Annotated in this window: 23 protein-coding genes; 10 read left to right on the forward strand and 13 right to left on the reverse strand. The window is 69.5% G+C overall.

Annotation, left to right across the window (positions count from 1 at the left end):
- Positions 1 to 62 precede the first annotated feature (62 nt).
- Complete coding sequence (locus tag E0504_RS41125; protein WP_112108652.1) at positions 63 to 1160, reverse strand: glycerol dehydrogenase; 1098 nt, start codon at positions 1158 to 1160, stop codon at positions 63 to 65.
- Between the two features lie 205 nt (positions 1161 to 1365).
- On the opposite strand from E0504_RS41125, the gene E0504_RS41130 reads away from it, so the two are divergent.
- Positions 1366 to 2052 (forward strand): GPP34 family phosphoprotein, encoded by a 687-nt coding sequence (locus E0504_RS41130; RefSeq protein WP_112108681.1) that lies wholly within the window; start codon positions 1366 to 1368, stop codon positions 2050 to 2052.
- 770 nt (positions 2053 to 2822) lie between these two features.
- Here the strand turns inward: E0504_RS41130 and E0504_RS41135 are convergent.
- A complete protein-coding gene (locus E0504_RS41135) occupies positions 2823 to 3518 on the reverse strand; it encodes a MerR family transcriptional regulator (protein WP_112108653.1) in 696 nt (231 codons plus the stop codon).
- An 80-nt stretch (positions 3519 to 3598) separates the two neighbouring features.
- On the opposite strand from E0504_RS41135, the gene E0504_RS52800 reads away from it, so the two are divergent.
- Positions 3599 to 3823, forward strand: a complete 225-nt coding sequence (locus E0504_RS52800; RefSeq protein WP_373693991.1) for an SCO4848 family membrane protein — start codon at positions 3599 to 3601, stop codon at positions 3821 to 3823.
- A gap of 180 nt (positions 3824 to 4003) precedes the next feature.
- On the opposite strand, the gene E0504_RS41145 is transcribed toward E0504_RS52800, so the two are convergent.
- From E0504_RS41145 to E0504_RS41160, 4 genes are all read right to left on the reverse strand, one after another.
- Positions 4004 to 4366, reverse strand: coding sequence for a type II toxin-antitoxin system VapC family toxin (locus E0504_RS41145; protein WP_200835461.1), 363 nt, complete (start codon positions 4364 to 4366; stop codon positions 4004 to 4006).
- 5 nt (positions 4367 to 4371) lie between these two features.
- On the reverse strand, positions 4372 to 4518 hold the full coding sequence (locus tag E0504_RS52805; protein WP_235014792.1) for a hypothetical protein: 147 nt from the start codon (positions 4516 to 4518) through the stop codon (positions 4372 to 4374).
- A 313-nt stretch (positions 4519 to 4831) separates the two neighbouring features.
- Positions 4832 to 6034 (reverse strand): globin domain-containing protein, encoded by a 1203-nt coding sequence (locus E0504_RS41155; RefSeq protein ID WP_112108656.1) that lies wholly within the window; start codon positions 6032 to 6034, stop codon positions 4832 to 4834.
- Positions 6035 to 6090: 56 nt separating this feature from the next.
- Complete coding sequence (locus E0504_RS41160; RefSeq protein WP_112108657.1) at positions 6091 to 6531, reverse strand: Rrf2 family transcriptional regulator; 441 nt, start codon at positions 6529 to 6531, stop codon at positions 6091 to 6093.
- A gap of 360 nt (positions 6532 to 6891) precedes the next feature.
- Here E0504_RS41160 and E0504_RS41165 point away from each other — a divergent pair, with 360 nt between their 5' ends.
- Genes E0504_RS41165 through E0504_RS41175 form a run of 3 tightly spaced genes read left to right on the forward strand, consistent with a single transcriptional unit; the run spans position 6892 to position 8440 of the window.
- Entirely contained in the window at positions 6892 to 7611 is a 720-nt protein-coding gene (locus E0504_RS41165; RefSeq protein ID WP_112108658.1) for a metalloregulator ArsR/SmtB family transcription factor, read from the forward strand.
- Positions 7608 to 8036: a hypothetical protein gene (locus E0504_RS41170; RefSeq protein WP_131627063.1), complete on the forward strand. Its 429-nt coding sequence runs from the start codon at positions 7608 to 7610 to the stop codon at positions 8034 to 8036. Before E0504_RS41165 ends, E0504_RS41170 begins: the two co-directional genes overlap by 4 nt.
- Before the next feature lie 53 nt (positions 8037 to 8089).
- Complete coding sequence (locus E0504_RS41175; RefSeq protein ID WP_112108660.1) at positions 8090 to 8440, forward strand: cupin domain-containing protein; 351 nt, start codon at positions 8090 to 8092, stop codon at positions 8438 to 8440.
- Between the two features lie 289 nt (positions 8441 to 8729).
- On the opposite strand, the gene E0504_RS41180 is transcribed toward E0504_RS41175, so the two are convergent.
- Positions 8730 to 9215: a carboxymuconolactone decarboxylase family protein gene (locus E0504_RS41180; RefSeq protein ID WP_018501429.1), complete on the reverse strand. Its 486-nt coding sequence runs from the start codon at positions 9213 to 9215 to the stop codon at positions 8730 to 8732.
- 331 nt (positions 9216 to 9546) lie between these two features.
- Here E0504_RS41180 and E0504_RS41185 point away from each other — a divergent pair, with 331 nt between their 5' ends.
- Positions 9547 to 10485 carry an RNA polymerase sigma-70 factor gene (locus tag E0504_RS41185; protein WP_026239466.1) on the forward strand — a complete coding sequence of 313 codons (939 nt, stop codon included), beginning with the start codon at positions 9547 to 9549 and terminating at the stop codon, positions 10483 to 10485.
- 31 nt (positions 10486 to 10516) lie between these two features.
- On the opposite strand, the gene E0504_RS50830 is transcribed toward E0504_RS41185, so the two are convergent.
- Complete coding sequence (locus E0504_RS50830) at positions 10517 to 10747, reverse strand: hypothetical protein (protein ID WP_165938779.1); 231 nt, start codon at positions 10745 to 10747, stop codon at positions 10517 to 10519.
- Between the two features lie 247 nt (positions 10748 to 10994).
- Between E0504_RS50830 and E0504_RS41195 the strand changes: the two genes are divergently transcribed.
- Positions 10995 to 11522: an AAA family ATPase gene (locus E0504_RS41195; RefSeq protein WP_131627065.1), complete on the forward strand. Its 528-nt coding sequence runs from the start codon at positions 10995 to 10997 to the stop codon at positions 11520 to 11522.
- Positions 11523 to 11687: 165 nt separating this feature from the next.
- Here E0504_RS41195 and E0504_RS41200 read toward each other — a convergent pair whose 3' ends face one another.
- On the reverse strand, positions 11688 to 12095 hold the full coding sequence (locus E0504_RS41200; RefSeq protein ID WP_112108662.1) for a type II toxin-antitoxin system VapC family toxin: 408 nt from the start codon (positions 12093 to 12095) through the stop codon (positions 11688 to 11690).
- Positions 12092 to 12352 (reverse strand): hypothetical protein, encoded by a 261-nt coding sequence (locus tag E0504_RS41205; protein ID WP_018640218.1) that lies wholly within the window; start codon positions 12350 to 12352, stop codon positions 12092 to 12094. The genes E0504_RS41200 and E0504_RS41205 overlap by 4 nt, the downstream gene beginning before the upstream one ends.
- A gap of 481 nt (positions 12353 to 12833) precedes the next feature.
- Here E0504_RS41205 and E0504_RS41210 point away from each other — a divergent pair, with 481 nt between their 5' ends.
- The 3 genes from E0504_RS41210 (at position 12834) to E0504_RS52810 (ending at position 14026) form a co-directional block, all read left to right on the forward strand.
- The gene (locus E0504_RS41210) at positions 12834 to 13076 is read left to right on the forward strand and encodes a type II toxin-antitoxin system HicA family toxin (protein WP_112108663.1); all 243 of its coding nucleotides are present in this window, start codon (positions 12834 to 12836) and stop codon (positions 13074 to 13076) included.
- Positions 13069 to 13638 carry a hypothetical protein gene (locus E0504_RS41215; protein WP_112108664.1) on the forward strand — a complete coding sequence of 190 codons (570 nt, stop codon included), beginning with the start codon at positions 13069 to 13071 and terminating at the stop codon, positions 13636 to 13638. Before E0504_RS41210 ends, E0504_RS41215 begins: the two co-directional genes overlap by 8 nt.
- A gap of 112 nt (positions 13639 to 13750) precedes the next feature.
- Positions 13751 to 14026, forward strand: coding sequence for an SCO4848 family membrane protein (locus E0504_RS52810; protein WP_071066077.1), 276 nt, complete (start codon positions 13751 to 13753; stop codon positions 14024 to 14026).
- A gap of 54 nt (positions 14027 to 14080) precedes the next feature.
- On the opposite strand, the gene E0504_RS41225 is transcribed toward E0504_RS52810, so the two are convergent.
- The 3 genes from E0504_RS41225 to E0504_RS41235 all read right to left on the reverse strand — a co-directional run bounded on the left by E0504_RS41225 (position 14081) and on the right by E0504_RS41235 (position 15854).
- The gene (locus E0504_RS41225) at positions 14081 to 14389 is read right to left on the reverse strand and encodes a hypothetical protein (protein ID WP_071066076.1); all 309 of its coding nucleotides are present in this window, start codon (positions 14387 to 14389) and stop codon (positions 14081 to 14083) included.
- 247 nt (positions 14390 to 14636) lie between these two features.
- Positions 14637 to 15203, reverse strand: a complete 567-nt coding sequence (locus tag E0504_RS41230) for a hypothetical protein (protein ID WP_131627067.1) — start codon at positions 15201 to 15203, stop codon at positions 14637 to 14639.
- 363 nt (positions 15204 to 15566) lie between these two features.
- Complete coding sequence (locus E0504_RS41235) at positions 15567 to 15854, reverse strand: hypothetical protein (protein ID WP_112108666.1); 288 nt, start codon at positions 15852 to 15854, stop codon at positions 15567 to 15569.
- Positions 15855 to 16326: the final 472 nt, after the last annotated feature.

The following is a 16326-nucleotide window of genomic DNA, read 5'->3' on the forward strand; positions in this document are numbered from 1 at the left end:
GTTACAGCCACATGGACGTGACGGCCCTCGTCGGCGGGCCGGCCACCGCGGTGACACTCGGGTCAGCGGCTGGCCCGGCCGGCGGCGTCGGCTGCCAGGATCGCGTCGACGATCATCGGCGGGTCGAGGTCGAAGGGCTCGTTGTGGGCTGTCTCCCCGTCGGCGAGCGCCCGGACGGCGATGCCGCGCAGCAGCTCGATCGGCGGATCCGCCAGCCCCACCTGGGCGAGTGTGCGCGGCAGCCCCACCCCGCCGCAGAACGCGAGCACCTCGGCCAGCTCCTCCTCCGGCCGTCCCTCGACCACGAGCTGGACGATCAGCCCGAACGCGACCTTCTCGCCGTGCAGATACCGGTGGGTCTCCGCGGCCACGGTCAGGCCGTTGTGCACCGAGTGCGCCACGGCCAGCCCACCCGACTCGAAGCCCAGCCCCGACAGCAGCGTGTTCGCCTCGACGACCCGCTCCAGCGCCGGTGTCACCGCGCCGGCGCGCACCGCGCGGATCGCCGCCGCCGCGTCGTCGAACAGGATGCGTCGGCACAGCTCGGCCAGCGCGCCGGCCGTCGCCGTCTGCGCGCCGTCGAGCTGGTTGGCGCGCCGGGCCTCGCCGACGGTACGGGCCTCGTACCAGGTGGCGAGCGCGTCGCCGATCCCGGCGACCAGCAGGCGGGCCGGCGCCGCGGCGACCGCGGTGGTGTCGACCAGGACCAGATCCGGGTTGCGTGGGTAGAACAGGTACCGCTCGAACGCCCCGTCCTGGGAGTACACGACGGACAGCGCGCTGCACGGTGCGTCGCTGGACGCGGTCGTCGGGCAGGTCACCACCGGCACGTCGAGCGCGGCGGCCGCCGCGCGGGCGGTGTCGAGCACCTTCCCGCCACCGGCACCGACGATCACCGTCGCCTCCGGGTCACGCGCCGCCGAGACGACCCGGTCGATCTCCTGGTCGCTGCACTCGCCGCCGAACAGGTGCACGGAGTAGGGGATGCCCGCGCCGTCCAGGCTCGTCCGCCAGGTGTCCTCGAGCAGGCGCAGCGGGGCCCCGCTCGTCACGATGACCGCCGGGCCGGTCAGGCCGAGGCGGGCCATTTCCGGCCCGAGCGCGGCGGTGGCATCCCGACCCTGGACATATCGACCCGGCGACCCGAACACGGCGAGCATGGACGATTACGGTAGCGGTTCCGCCGGGCTGCGCCAGCATGTCCGCTCCCCGGTGCGCGATCGAAACGCCGGCGGCTGGGTAGGCCCGGAGCTGGCAGGACAGACATGTCACGTCGAGACACCTCGCGCGGCGCGGCTCGCGTGCCCATCGGCCGACCGCCGTCGGCGTCGCGTGGTCCGCGGTCTCGGCGGGGAGGAGGCCGGCGTGCTGCTCGCGGAGGAACTGCTGCTACTCGCACTGGACCCGGAGAAGGGGAAGCCGGTCAACTCGTCCCGCGCGGCGGTGACAGTCGGGATGAGCGACGCGCTGATCGCCGAGCTCGCCCTCGACGGCCGCGTCGAGCTGGACGGCGAACGGTTCGTCCCGGTCTGGCCCGCGCCGGGGCACCCGCTGCTGGCCGAGGCCAGCCGCCACCTTGACCGCATGCGTGGGGACAGGAAGGTGAAGCGCGCCGCCGACCAGATCCGCGCGCTGGACAAGGCGCTCGACGGCACCTGGGACAGGGTCGTCGGTGGCCTGGTCGAGAGCAGGGTGCTGGCCCGCGACCGCCGCCGTGTCCTGCTCTTCCCGGTCACCAGGTACCGGGTGCGCCAGACCCGGGCCCGCGAGGACGTCCTGCGCCGGGTCCGGGCGGCGGCGTCCGACGGTGGGTCGATGGACCCGCGCACCGCCACGGTGCTGGCGCTGTCCGGGCCGTCGCGGCTCCTCGAGGTCGTCGCGCCCGAGAGGTCGGGCCGGGACCACGCCCGTGCGCGCATCGAGGCCGCGACCCGGAACACGCCCGTCACGCCCGCGGTCAAGAAGGTGCTCGACGAGGCGGCCGCGGCCATGGTCGCGATCACCGCCGCGACGTCGGCCGCCACGTCGGCGGCCACGATCTCGTCGAGCTGACCGGCGCGGCACCGCCGCGGACGACGAGCTGCCGGCGCAGGACCCACTTTTCCGCGGCACCGAATACCGTTTATGCGCCTGTTCCGGGAACGCGGTCGAAGGGCTCGGGTCGCCGGTCGGTCCGGGCGTGCCTACCGTGGATTTCCCGATGGCACCCCGCGGATCGGAAAAGGACACTCCTGGGCTGGGCGGGCCTCGGCTGAAACCGGCGACGTCTCGACCGGGAAAGGCCGTCGGAGGTCGTGCGGACGCTTTCGAGGGGGCGGATTCCATGAGACTTCTGACGGTGGCAATCGCCGGCCGATCATCGTCGGGCTCTACCTGGCCCCGATCGCCGCGATCTTCTTCCTGTGGTTCCTCGCCGCCACCCGCGCGCGGATCGAGGGCCGGGAGAACCGGCTCGTCGCCACCGTCTTTCTCACGAGCGGCCTGCTGTTCGTCACCTGTCTGCTCGCGGCGAGCGCGGCCTGGGGGGAGCCTCGCGGCGGCCGTCGAGTTCCTCGACATAGGCCCGTTTATCGACGCGTCCACGCTCGGCCGTCGCGGCGGCGCCCTCTCCCGACCGGTCGTCGTGATCGGCTACCTGGCCGCCTTCGTCCTGCTGTCCTGGGTCCCTTACCTGGACCAGCTCGCCCGGGTGCTTCCTCTGGACCTGCCTGGTCGGCATCGAGATCCTCCGGACCGGAATCCGCCCCAGAACCTGAGGCCCCACCCGGGAGCCGGCGTCGGGAGGTTCTCCGTCGAGGCTGATTCGGCGTTACGCGCGGCGGTCACGGCATTGGGAGCAGACGGAGGTAGGACCAGGCCCGTTCGCTGATCGCTCCATGCGTGGCGGCCTCGGCGCCACGACGGTCAAGTTTGGCGACGATCGCGGCCTGGATGTCCGGGTCGCCCGCCGCCATCTCACCAAGCAGCCGGTGCCACTGCCGGACAGCATCCTTCGCCTCATCGCTCGTCAGGGCGGCACCTGTCTCGACCAGCGTGCGGATCGTGGTGTCCAGTTCGCGCGCCCGTCCCGTCCAGTCCGCCAACGCGGTGCTCGAGTGGCGAGCCTTGAGCCGCTGGAGCTGCTCCGGCGTGAAGGTGGAACCAGTCATGATCTCCTCCAACGCGGTGAGAACGCTGTCGCTGTCAGCGTGTTCGGCTGTTCTGATCCGGCGGCGAGCCAGCTCGAGATCGGCAATCCGGTCGTCGAGCTCGCGACGTCGGACGCGGATCAGGGCGGCCAGCAGGGCGTCGTCGCCGTCGATGACCTCGCCGACTTCGGCGAGCGAGAGGCCGACCATCTGAAGCGCGAGGACATGCCGGACGCGGACCGCGTCGCTCGGCCGGTAGCGGCGGTGACCGCTCGCCGTGCGCGTGGCGCGCACGAGCCCGATGGCGTCGTAGTGGCGCAGCGAACGCACGCTGACTCCGACGGAGCTCGCGAGTTGCCCGATTGTCCATGTCTCGGCAGGCGGGTGCATGCGTACGACGGTAGAACCTGACACAGCGAGAGGATCAAGTCGATTTCTGTGGACACGCTGGAAGCGCGTCAGCCTGGTTCCTGATCGCAGTCGGCGTCTGGACGTGGGCCATCTGGCCCAATTTCCTTCGGAACGTGTGGAAGGATGATCGTTCCGGGGACGACGGCCCGACCGGCTTCTTCACGGTCCACCTGGTCCTGACCGTCGTCTCGCTCGCCATCGGCTCCGTCGTCGGCTGGCTCGGCATCCGCGGTGTGCAATCGGTTCGGGACCGCGACTTGGCTACGCAGCCACGAAGGCCGTGAGCTGAAATATCGCTGCGGCGGCTGTATCACTGGCTGCCACGCCCCTCGGCAGATCTCCTTCATCGGGCTGCCGAAATCCGAGTGCCTCACGAAGTGGTAGCCTACGGAGATCTTGAAAGCGGCGTCGAAAATCTCCAGGGAGAGCGCATAGGCCCGGTAGAATGTTGCGGGGCCTTCTCGTCAAACCCTTGTAAAAGAGCAGAGTCTCCCTGTTCTAAAAGAGCACGACGAACCCCGTGCCCCGAATTCCGTGCCGCTCGACTTTCCTTCGCCTTCGATTCTGCACTGGTTGACCAGGTCCGCGATCCGCAGCCAGTCGGTCGGGTGGACGGTCTCGATATCGAACGCTTCAGAAGCCAGGTCCGCGAGGAAACGCAGTTCGGCCTGCGTGCTGAGCCGGCTACCGAGAAGGTAAACCACCTCGGTGATCACAAGGGTGGGGACGATCAGCGGGCCGGGATAGGTCTCCAGCAGGTCCGCGCAGGCCTCGTGATGTTGATCGTCGGCGTCGACATACGCGTAGAGAGGGCCTGCGTCGACCACGAGGGCTATGGCGCCACCTCGCTGGCAAGGATCTCCTCCATGCGTTCGGAGACGTCCTGTCGCACGCTGCGGCCCGCGCCCCGAGCGCCGAGCACACGCCGGCCGCTGGCGGCCTCGCCCCGTTCGAGCAGCTCGGCAAGGCCCGCCGGCACGATCGCGGCCAACCGCCGGCCGCTATCCGTCAGGTAGACGACCTGACCGGAGGCGGCAGCCTCCCGGACGACCTCGGCAAGTTGGTCATCGGGTAACGAGACGGCATCTCCGTCAGGGCGACATCGTAACTGTGGTGCACTCGCTCACCCGCTATCGATCTTCTTGCTCGGGAGGTGGGGCGCATCTGTGGTCCTCACCGCTCAAGCGACAAGCAGTCGCTCGACGATCACGATCTGTACACCACATGCGGATCGGTGAGCCAAGCGGCTCGCTCTCCGCCGAGACGCTCCGCGAGCGGCTTCCGATCGGCTGCTACTCGGGTTTGCCGGCCCACAGGTCGGGGCCGAAGACCTCGTACTGGATGCGCTGGGCGGGAACGCCTCGGTCGAGCAGGCCGGCGCGGATGTCCCGCATGAACGGGATGGGGCCGCACAGGTGGACCCGGGCGTCGGCCGGGACCGGTACCCGGGCGAGGTCGAGGAGCCCGAGGTACTCGTGTGCCGCCAACTCGCCGTCTGCCCGCTCGTACCAGGTGCGCAGGTCGAACGAGCGCAGCAGCCGGCCGAGCGAGACGAGTTCTGCGTGCAGCGGGTGCGTCCGTGGTGAGCGGTCGGCGTGCGCGATCACGACCTGGCGGTCGGGCCGCACGCGGGCCAGGTGGGCGAGCATGGCGACCGTCGTGGTGATCCCGATGCCGGCGCTGATCAGCAGCAGCGGGTCATTGCCAGCGGGCAGCGTGACGTCGCCGGCGGGTGCGCTCAGCTCGAGGATGTCCCCGTCCTTCACGCTGTCATGCAGGAAGCTGGAGACCAGGCCGTCGGGGGCTCCGCTCGCGCCGGCCACCCGGCGCACCGTGATCCGGAGTGAGTCCGCACCGGGCGCGTTGGACAGCGTGTACTGGCGCGGCTGCCGACGACCGTCCGGGAGGTCCACGGCGACCGAGACGTACTGCCCGGGCAGGTGGGACGGTAGGGGTCCGTCGTCCGCGGGAACCAGCTCGAACGACACGACGCCCTCGGCGTCGGGCACTCGCGCCGCCACCCGCCACCGCCGCCAGGGCTGGGCCGGGTCCACTCCGGCCTGCTGGTAGAGCCGGGCCTCCTCCGCGATCAAGGAGACCGCGAACAACCAGTAGACCTCGTCCCACGCGGCGTGGACCTCTGGCGTGACGGCGTCGCCGAGGACCTCGCCGACCGCGGCGAGCAGGTGCCTGCCGACGATCGTGTACTGCTCGGGGAGGACACCGAGGGAGACGTGCTTGTGCGCGATGCGTTCGAGCACCGGGCCGAACGGCGTGTCGCTCGTGCCGACGAGGTGCTGGGCGAAGGCCACGACGGAGGCGGCCAGCGCTCGACGCTGGACCCCGTTGGCCTGGTTGCCCTGGTTGAACAGGCGGAGCAGCTCCGGATGGGCGGCGAACACGCGGTCGTAGAACGCCGAGGTGATGGCGACTCCGTGCGCCGCCACGGCGGGGGCGGTGGCGCGTACGACGTCGGTCGACCGTTCGGACAGCATGGCGGAACCTCCGTGCGGCAGCAGGGTGGGAAGGGTGACGGGGCTGGCCGGCCTGCCTACGGGCCAGCCCGGCCGGGGGGTGCCAGGGCGAGCAGGACCGGCCCGGCGGGTGGGCCGACGAGGTCCTCGATGGTGACCGCGTCGAGCGTCGTCAGGAAGCTCTCCTGTGCCTGGCGCAGCAGTGGCCGCAGCCGGCAGGCGCATCGCAGCGGGCAGGGCGGCGCGTCGCACGCGATGACCTCGCCTGGTCCTTCGAGCGCTCGCACGATCTGCCCGACGCGGGCGCGGGACGCCTCGGGGGCAAGCAGGACACCGCCGGCGCGGCCACGCATCGTGACGATCAGCTCCAGCCGTTGCAGCCTTTGAACGATCTTCGCCATGTGCGTGACCGGTACATCCAGCGACTCGGCGAGATCGCGGACGGTCAGGCGGGACGTGCGCGTCGCCGCGAGCATGAGCACACGCAGCGCAAGATCGGTGGACTGCGTCAGCTGCATCGTTCCGACACCTCCTCGACCGCCACCGGGACCGTCTTCTATGACGTGTAGAAGCTGACGACGGCCACGCTAGCAAAGAGGACTTGGCAGTACCTCTTTCTGTGATGTGACGGTCCCCACCGGGTCGCGGTGCCGGCTGCGCCGCCCACACCCGGGCATGGGCATGGGTATGGGCATGGTCTTTGGTCCTTGCCGGCAGGCCGTCTGGTCGCCTCCGACCGGCCCTCCGCCCCCTGTTTCCACAAGCGTCGGTTGTATAAATTCAGGTCACGAGCCGCGTGATCGGGAAGGCATGCGTCGCCGCGAGGGACGGGGCGGGCGTGGCGAGGCCCCAGCACCCCGCGGTCAGGGAGGTGGGCGATGAGGTCCGACCCGAGACCGGCCGCTGCCGGGCGGCGCCACGACGTCCTGCGGGTGCTCAAGGCGGCGAACGGGCCGCGCAGCATCACACAGATCGCCACGAGTCTCGGCGTGCATCCGAACACCGTCCGGTTCCACCTGGACACGCTTGTCGAGAACGGGCAGGTCGAGCGGGCGACGTCCGACCGCGATCGGCCCGGCCGGCCACCGTCGCTGTTCCGCGCGCGTCGGGGGATGGACCGGACGGGGCCGCGGCACTACCGACTTCTGGCCGAGATCCTCGCCGAGAACCTGGCCGCCGAGCCGGACCCGGGCGCACGGGCGGTCGCGGCCGGTCACGCCTGGGGGCGCGGCCTCGCCGCGGCGACGCCCGGCGCCTCCAGTGAGCAACGGCCTGTCGGGCGCGGCGACGGCGGCGACATCACCGGACCGGCGGAGCCGGCCGAACGGTTGGTTCGGCTGCTCGACTACCTGGGTTTCGCGCCGGATCCGCCGGACACCGCGACGTCCGCCGGCGCCGACCTGCGTGTCGGGCTGCGGCACTGCCCGTTCCTGGACCTCGCCGAGACCATGGCGCGGGTCGTGTGCCCGATTCACCTGGGTGTCATGCGCGGTGCCCTCGAGGCCTGGGCAGCGCCGCTGACCGTCGACCGGCTGGAGCCGTTCGCCGAGCCGGACCTGTGCCTCGCCCATCTGGTCCCCGCGCGGGCCGGCTCATGACCACCGGACAGTCGGTCGCCGTCGCGATGACGTTTCTCTGGCTGGGCATGGTGCTCGCCATCTCGTTCCTGGAGGCGCCGCTGAAGTTCCGCGCCCCCGGCATGACCCTGAAGATCGGCCTGGGTGTCGGTCGGCTGGTCTTCCGGGCGCTCAACACGGTCGAGGCCGTCCTCGCGGTGGTGGTCGTCGCCGCCCTCGCCGCGGACCGGCCTCCTGCGGCCGCCCTCGTCGTCCTCGCGGTGGCGGTCGCGGTGCTCGCCGCGCAGCTCGCGTTCGTCCGTCCGCGGCTGACGCGCCGTTCCGACGCGGTCCTCGCCGGCCTGGACGCGCCCCGCTCGCGCGCGCACCATGCCTACGTCGCGCTGGAGACGGCCAAGGTCGCGACGCTGCTCGCCGGCGGCATCCTCCTGCTGACAACGGCCTGACCACGAGCCCACCAGACACGGGCCCCACCAGACACGGGAAGGAAGATCGCGCCGTGGAGAAGACCTCATTGACCGCGCTGGCAGACGAGCAACTGGCAGTGGCCCGGCAGGCTCCCGCCGGCCGCGCCGCGCACACCATCCACGGCGGGCACGACCATATGCTGCGTCAGACCGTCATCGCCCTGCTCGCCGGCCGCGAACTCGCCGAGCACGAGAGCCCCGGCGAGGCGACCTTGCAGGTACTGCGGGGCCACGTGCGGCTCACCGCCGGCGAGGAGACCTGGGACGGCGGTGCGGGCGACCACGTCACTATCCCGCCTGTACGCCACGCCCTCGCGGCCGTCGACGACTCGGCGGTTCTCCTCACCGCAGCCGGTCAGGCATTCCGGGCCACATCTCCGTAGACGCTGACCAGCCCGAGCCCGGTTCGATCCCGAGTCACGATGCGTGCCACCCCTCGGGAGCGCTGCTGCCGACCAGGGCGAACACGGTGGCCGTGGCACCGCCACCGCCAGGACGGCGACTGTCGAGTCCACGATCCGACCATCCGCCGACGACAGCGAAGGGCGCAGTACCGACCATCTGGCTGAATTTGTAGAACATTCACCTATGACCTAGGTACTGGTCGGGTGTCGTAGCCACTGGACGCGGCGGCCCGGCCGGGGGATGAACCCCGGCCGGGGCACCCCCCGGTCAGCTCGCGAAGCTGGCGGCCATGCCGGGTTCGTAGCCACCCGCTGGGTTGCGCACGATCACGTTCATCCGGTTGGCCGCGTTGATCAGGCCGAGGAGGCAGACGAGGGCCGCGATCTGGTCGTCGTCGTAGTGCTTGCGGATCTGGGCCCAGGTCTCGTCGGATACGCCGAGGTGGGCGTCGGCGAGCCGGGTTCCCTCTTCGGCGAGTGCCAGCGCGGCTCGCTCGGCCTCGGTGAATACGTCTGCCTCGCGCCAGGCGGCGACCAGGTTGAGTCGGGTGGAGGTCTCACCGGCAGCCGCGGCCTCCTTGGTGTGCATGTCGACGCAGAAGCCGCAGCCGTTGATCTGGCTGGCCCGCAGCGACACCAGCTCCTGGGTGGGCTTTGGCAGCGACGACTGGTGGATCACCAGGCTGGCGCTCGCGAACCGCTTGCCGAACCTGGTGGCGAGCTCGTTGCCGAACATGTTGAATCGGGCGTCCATGATGTCGTCCTCACTCGTGGTGTTGCGTGCTGCCGCACTGGACGAACACCAGATGCCAGCGACCCCAGTCCCCGTGACGACGTGGCCTTATGACCTGGACCACATATCACTCCGACCGTCGGCTCGCGATCGGCGGATCAGCCGCCATCGGCCGCGGTCGCGACCGGCCCAGTCGGACGTCCATCGGCGATATCCGGCCCCGCTGTCCACGCTGCCGTCCCGTCGTCGCGTGACGGGGCAGCCGACGGCGGAAGGGCTGCCCTGGGTGTCACAAACCGGCGGGGTCTGGCGTCTCATGGCTGGTCCAGCCGCGCGTGAATAGGAGTTATCCATGGCCGGTACTTCGCCGATGACGCCCGACGCTGTGAGGCCCATGAAGGAGGACGCCTGTCCAGACCCCGCTACCGAGGTGTTCCTCGCCCACCGCAACCTGCTGTTCACGGTCGCCTACGAGATGCTCGGCTCGGCCGTGGACGCGGAGGACATCCTCCAGGAGAGCTGGCTGCGCTGGGCAGGCGTCGATCTCGCCACCGTGCGGGACCAGCGGGCGTACCTGGTGCAGATCACCACTCGTCAGGCGCTGAATCGACTGCGCACGCTTGGCCGGCGCAGGGAGTCCTACGTCGGCCCCTGGCTGCCAGAGCCCTTGCTGACCGCGCCCGACGTGGCCGAGGATGTCGCGTTGGCCGACAGCGTCTCCATGGCGATGCTGCTGGTGCTGGAAACGCTTCGGCCGACCGAGCGGGCCGTGTTTGTGCTGCGCGAGGTGTTCGACTTCGGGTACGACGAGATCGCGGCAGCCGTCGACAAGAGCCCGGCCACGGTCCGCCAGATCGCTCACCGGGCGCGGGCGCATGTCGCCGCGCGCCGTCCTTGTGCGGTCGTCTCCGCAGCTGAGACCCGAGGCGCGCTCGACGCGTTCCAGCGGGCGGTCGAGACCGGCGATCTGCAGAACCTGCTGGACATCCTCGCCCCGGACATCGTCCTGCTGGGTGACGGCGGCGGGGTCAAACAGGCCGTGTTGCGCCCTGTCGTCGGAGCGGGCAAGGTAGCCCGGCTGCTAGCCGCCGGGCTGGGCAGGATCGACGCTGTTATGTCGCTGCAGCAGGTACAGGTCAACGGCTACCCGGCGCTGATCCTCCGGCTCGACGGCGAGATCGACAGCGTCGTGGCGGTACGCATCGACGACGGCCTCATCACCGGGCTCTATGCCGTCCGCAACCCCGAGAAGCTGTCGCGCATCGAGCGGGAAACCGCCCTTCGCCGCTGAACGCGGCCAGCGAGTGCGGACAGGTCCAGCCTCACGCGCACTCGGCTTCGGCTGCGGATCCACTGTTCGACACCGCCGTCGAGGTGCCCGGCGACACGCAGTAGATCATGGTGGACAACGTGTCCGAACTCGCGCCCCACACGGAGACCATGGCTGGCGGCCGGTGCGAGGCTGGTGGGGTGACTCTGTCGAAGCGTGCGTCCTGGTTCCTGATCGCGGTGGGTGTGTGGACGTGGGCGATCTGGCCGAATTTGTAGAGCATTCACTTATGACCTAGGTACTGGGCCGACGCTGACGCGGCGGCCGGGAAGGTACGGCCGTGCTCGCGGTAGTCCCAGACGATGGTGCGGAGGAGGACGGCGCGGCGGGTGCTTCGCCCTCGTCTGCGCGGGTGCGGTGTTCGAGGCAGGCGGGCCCGTTGAACGCGCGCAGCGCCGCGCGGAATGAGTAGTCCCCGCTTTACTCGGCCGGGGGCGTCGGCCCGTACCTCGGGCGCAACGACCGGCAGGGTGATCGTGATGACCGGGCCGCCTGGCGCGGGCAAGACCACAGTCGCCCGGCAGGTGGCCGACCGGCTCTCCCTCAGCGTGCACCTGCACGCCGACGATTTCTGGCACTTCATCCGCCAGGGCGCCATCGCGCCCTACCTGCCCGAAGCACACCACCAGAACACGATTGTCATCGATGTGGTGGCCCGCACCGCGTTCGGCTACGCCGCCGGTGGCTACGACGTCATCTGCGACGGCATCATCGGCCCCTGGTTCCTCGACGCGTTCCGTGCTGCGCGCACGGCCAGCGGAATCGAGCTGCACTACCTCGTGCTGCGCCCCGACGAGGCGACGACGCTCCGCCGAGCGACCAGCCGGACCGCCACCGACGCCTTGACCGACCCCGAGCCGATCCGCTCGCTTCACCACCAGTTCAGCAGCCTCGACATCCTCGAGCCCCATGTGCTGGACTCCAGCGGCATGGATCCTGCGGCCACGGCTGAGGTTGCGCTGCGCGGGATCGCCAACGGTCACTACCGGCTCAGCTGAGCTCTATCGGTCCGCCACACGGTCCACAGTTCTGACAATTCCTCGGTACTGGATCTGGGCCATGCCGTGCCGGTGGTGGCCAGTGCCTGCGAGGGCGCCAGACGGCGGGTAACCCGCGTGAGGAGCGTCCCGCTGGAGGGGCACATGCCGCCGATCGATGATCGACTAGGGCAGGAGGGTGAGCGTCCGATTGGCTTTGACGACGGTGAAGTGTCGGCGGTCGACGGTGGCGACCTCGTCAACGCCGAGTCGTTCGGCGCAGGCGATCACCGATGCGTCCACGGTGCCCAGGGGCAGGCTGCGGTACTGGTTGACCAGGTCCGCGATCCGTAGCCAGTCGGTCGGGTGGACGGCCTCGACATCGAACGCCCCGGAGGCCAGGTCTGCGAGGAAACGTAGTTCAGCCTGCGTGCCGAGCCGGGTACCGAGTAGGTAGACCACCTCGGTGATCACAAGGGTGGGGACGATCAGCGGTCCGGGATGGGTTTCCAGCAGGTCCGCGCAGGCCTCGTGATGTTGGTCGTCGGCGTCGACGTACGCGTAGAGCGGACCGGCGTCGACTACGAGGGCTATGACGCCACCTCGTTGGCGAGGATCTCCTCCATGCGTTCGGAGATGTCCTGCCGGCCGCTGCGGCCGGCGCCCCGAGCGCCGAGCACCCGCCGACCGTTGGTCGTCTCACCCCGTTCGAGGAGTTCGGCGAGACCCGCCGGTACGATCGCGGCCAGCCGCCGGCCCTTGTCCGTCAGGTAGACGACCTGACCAGACGCGGCAGCCTCTCGGACGACCTCGGCAAGTTGGTCGTCGGGGGGGAGCGGCATCTCCGTCATGACGACATCGTAACTTCGGTTCACCCGCCTCACCCTCTGTCGATCTTCTCGCTCTGGGCGGGCCCCGATGGTCCCGTCGATTCAAGACCGCTTGAGCAGCAGGCCCGTCGCGACTCCGGCCGGTATCCCACCCTATGGCGATCAACGTGGCTGAAATCGCGCGCCCACAGAGAGGCCACGGGGCCTGTGGGTGCCAGGCTGGTGGGGTGACTCTGTCGAAGCGTGCGTCCTGGTTCCTGGTCGCTGTTGGTGTGTGGACGTGGGCGATCTGGCCGAATTTGTAGAACATTCACCTATGACCTAGGTGCGGCGCTCCCAGAGCTTGTGTCGTGTCTCCTCGTGTCCAGGACGCCTTCTTTCACACGCGGATGTCTACGCTGGATCGCATACGTGATCATGGTGTGGAGGTGCGGGTGGAGGCGTTCTCTCGAACTGATGGTGACGGGTACCGCCGTCGGCGAGCCTTGATCTCCATGTTGTCGTGACGGGGGAGTTCCCATCGCTGAAGGCTCGGCAGCTCCTGCGCGTGCTCGGGCTGCTGGGGTACCGGGTGACCAGGCAGGACGGCTCGTCCCACCGATGGCTGGAGGCGGAAGGGCGCCCGCGGCTCCGGTTGGCGTTCCACGATCGTGTGACTGTTGGTCCGGGCCTGGTTCGTCAGATACTGGTGAAGCAGGTGGGCCTGACCGTGGAGGAGGCACTGGAGGTGATCCACGGTGGCTAGGGTGATCACGGTGATCGTGCGGCGGGACGGCGAGTCCTGGTCGGCATGGTCGCTGCAGTGCCCTGGTCTGGCGGTTGCGGAGCCGACCGCAGCGGAGCTGCGTGGGGCCCTGCCCGAGGCGCTTACCTGGTACTTCGACGGAGACTCCGACTTCGAGATCCTTGTGCATCTTGAGCAGGAGCTGCGCGGGGTCGTCGTTCGGATTGCTCAGGATGCCTTCGGGTGGGAGCGGCAACTGGTCGCGGAGCGGCTGGGTGCTGCGCTCGGCGTCGAGGACCAGGCGGAGCGGCTGCGTGCGGCGCCACCGAACTCCGTGGGGGAGATCGTTTATGTGTGCGCGCTGCCGACTGACCCGATCTCCTGGCTGACGGCTCAGGTTGACGACGTCGCAGATCCAGTTGTCGTTGCGCTGCCCGCGGCAGAGTCGATGCTGTGGACCCTGCAGTTCGGTAACGGGAGCCGAGTTGGCGCCGGGCCGGTCGACGTCGGCTACCTGCCAGACACGACATTCGGCGAGATCATGACGACGTTCACCGGGCCCGGGCTGAAGCTCAGCGCATAGGGAGTCTCGGTGATCCGGCTTCTGGAGGTGGTTGTGCCCGCCGTGCTCGACCTCACGTGGTGCGACCGCCCTTGATCGGCTGGTCCGGTCGCTCGGGTGCGAAGCTGGTGGGGTGACTCTGTCGAAGCGTGCGTCCTGGTTCCTGGTCGCTGTTGGTGTGTGGACGTGGGCAATCTGGCCAAATTTCCTTCGGAACGTGTGGAAGGATGATCGTTCCTGGGACAATGGCCCGACCAGCTTCTTTACAGTCCACCTGGTCCTGACCGTCGCCTCCCTCGCCATCGGCTCGGTCGTCGGCTGGCTCGGCATTCGCGGGGCGCGCGCGGCCCGTCTCGGCGCCTCCAGCGAAGCTGTCGCGTCTGACCGATTGATCGGTTCCGGTCGCTGACGCCTCCAGCGGGTCCGATCCGCGGATTGCGATCGCGGCTCCTGCACGGGAGAGTCAGTGGAGCTCGCACTCCCACGGTTCGAGCTCCGGTTCACCGGACGGATGGCGTCCCGTGCAGTACCGGTAGAGCCAGAGGGCAGCGCGGCGCTCGGCGTACTTCTGGTTGGTGGGTTCGCCCTGGTCGTCGAGTTCAAGGACGTTCGTGAAGATCGCGAAGCAGATCTCCATCTGGGATGGCGACTCCTTCAGCTCCGTCCAGTAGTCGATGCCGTCCAGCAGTGGATGGCCGACCGAACCCCTGGCGACCCACCCGGCGAAACGGCCGATTGCTCCCGACGCACCATGGCTGATCCGCTCAGACACGCCGGAACCCTACCTGCGGCACACCGCGCACACCGCGCACGGCAAGGACCCCGGCGGCCCGATGCGCCGACGGGGCCCACCTCGCTTCGCTCGACGCCCGTGCGTCGGAGCGTGTCCGAGTGTCGCCCGCTGATCCCGGCGGGCCGCGGCGTAGTTGCTTCTGCGCGTCAGGACACGGGAGATCATCGGCGTGTCGTCGGCCTCGGTCACGGCTCGAGGGCTCGGCTTGAAGTGGCAAGCGGATGGGTCAGCGTGGCCGCGGCAAGGCGTGGTCGGTCGGCAGGGCGACCTGGCCGGTGACGAACTCGCTCCACAGGCCGAACGAGTACGGGCCGTGTGGGTCGGCCGTCTCGACATAGCTGACCGGACGGCCGCCGGCGGTGGTCGTGGCACCGAAGGTGATGACGAACCGGGTGGTGCCCGGCCTGTTCTGCGGCGGGGTTTCGTTGGGTGGCAGCAGTTCGTCGATCGCCCAGGTGTACTCCCGCTGATACGGGATCGTGGCCCGCTCGAGCGTCTGCTCGAGTACGAGGCCGGTGGCGGGAAACGCGAGAAGGACGCCGGGGCCGCCGGCGACCTGGCTGTTCACCGCGACGGCCTCCACCTGGCTGCCGTCCAAATAGGTCCCGACCGCCGAACCGACTCTCGACCCAGGCGGGCAGGCGGCAACGCCCCCGGTGTCAATGGTCTGCCTGGAACAGACCGGGAACGCGGTGGGATTGAAGCGGAGGGCCGAGTCGAAGAGAAAGACGAATCGCCGGGCGCCGGCCGGTATGCCGCCGTCGGCCGTGCGGCTGTGACGGTCGAATGTCACCCGCACGCCTCGGGGGGGTTCCGGTGCGGCTGACCGAGACCTTCAGCCGGTCAAGATTCACCGGGCCTTCGACCTCCGGCTCCGCAGGGCGCTGTGGTCCGAGTGGGGCCGGATCCGGTGGGGATGGAGATCCTGCGGCCGCGCCGGTGGCGGCGGTGAGAAGCAACGAGGATATCCCTGCTACGCAGGCTGCGATTATCCGCGCGGACATCGCCGCGCCTCGACGCGGTCGCCCCGCGCGCCTGCCTGTACGGTTCGCCGACACCGCAGCGGACGTCCGTAATGCGGGGTTGGGTTTCCCATGCCAGCGGTAACGGCCGGAGTGTGTGTCAGGTTCCGAACGGCGGCGCGTGGGCGGACGATTCACGTGCTCCGCAGCTCTGCGTCGAGTCGTTGTGGCCAGTCCTCGTCAGCCAGGCCGCCGGCAACGAGAACGTCGCGCCAGTCGGTCCTCAACAGGCGCAGACTGGCGGCGAACCGGCGCCATGATCCAGCCGATGAAAGCACCAGCGCGGCCTGGACGCGCTCGACGTTCTGCCCACCGTAGAATTCCGTGTCCAGGGCGCTGAGCTGCCCGATGATCTCGGTGCTCGTACCGGCGTCGAAGTCCCGGTCGATCCGGCTCGTCAGGCGCCTGCTGGGTTCGGCCACAGTCCCGCATTTTCTCATGATGGTTACGGCAGCGGGACTGCACGCGTAGTGTCGCTGCCGGCACGGGCGCGGTTAACCCGGTCGAGCGGTTCCGAGTGTCCTGAGCCGATGATCCGGAGGGGACGTCGTGCGGGTTCGAAGCGCCGTTGTGTGTGGGGTCGCACTGGTATCGCTGGCCGGATGTATCTCGGCCGAGGACGGGGAGGCCCGGCCTCCCGCAGGTCCGACTTCCGCGGCAGGCCCGCTCGGGACGTTTCAGTAGCGGGTCGAGGTGACCGCCTTCGTGACTGCCTTCCGCGCGACGTTCCCCGCCCTGGCCGACGGCCGGTCAGATGAGGCCATCGCATCGGACGTGACTCAGGTCTGTCTGAACGACCTGCAGGACCCGTCTACGGGTCAGCCCGTGCCCGACGGGGAAGCTGTCGCCCTACGGCGAATACCGAGCAGGTTTGAGTACCTGTCCTGAATCTTG

It is taken from the genome of Parafrankia sp. BMG5.11, assembly GCF_004337455.1.

Excerpts from the sequence above, each read along its gene's own strand:
- E0504_RS41185 (WP_026239466.1), top strand. The coding sequence starts at position 9,547 with ATGGCCGGTACTTCGCCGATGACGCCCGACGCTGTGAGGCCCATGAAG.
- E0504_RS41135 (WP_112108653.1), bottom strand. The coding sequence starts at position 3,518 with ATGCACCCGCCTGCCGAGACATGGACAATCGGGCAACTCGCGAGCTCC.
- E0504_RS50830 (WP_165938779.1), bottom strand. The coding sequence starts at position 10,747 with ATGCTCTACAAATTCGGCCAGATCGCCCACGTCCACACACCCACCGCG.
- E0504_RS41155 (WP_112108656.1), bottom strand. The coding sequence starts at position 6,034 with ATGCTGTCCGAACGGTCGACCGACGTCGTACGCGCCACCGCCCCCGCC.
- E0504_RS41205 (WP_018640218.1), bottom strand. The coding sequence starts at position 12,352 with ATGACGGAGATGCCGCTCCCCCCCGACGACCAACTTGCCGAGGTCGTC.
- E0504_RS41170 (WP_131627063.1), top strand. The coding sequence starts at position 7,608 with ATGACCACCGGACAGTCGGTCGCCGTCGCGATGACGTTTCTCTGGCTG.
- E0504_RS41165 (WP_112108658.1), top strand. The coding sequence starts at position 6,892 with ATGAGGTCCGACCCGAGACCGGCCGCTGCCGGGCGGCGCCACGACGTC.
- E0504_RS41180 (WP_018501429.1), bottom strand. The coding sequence starts at position 9,215 with ATGGACGCCCGATTCAACATGTTCGGCAACGAGCTCGCCACCAGGTTC.
- E0504_RS41160 (WP_112108657.1), bottom strand. The coding sequence starts at position 6,531 with ATGCAGCTGACGCAGTCCACCGATCTTGCGCTGCGTGTGCTCATGCTC.
- E0504_RS41125 (WP_112108652.1), bottom strand. The coding sequence starts at position 1,160 with ATGCTCGCCGTGTTCGGGTCGCCGGGTCGATATGTCCAGGGTCGGGAT.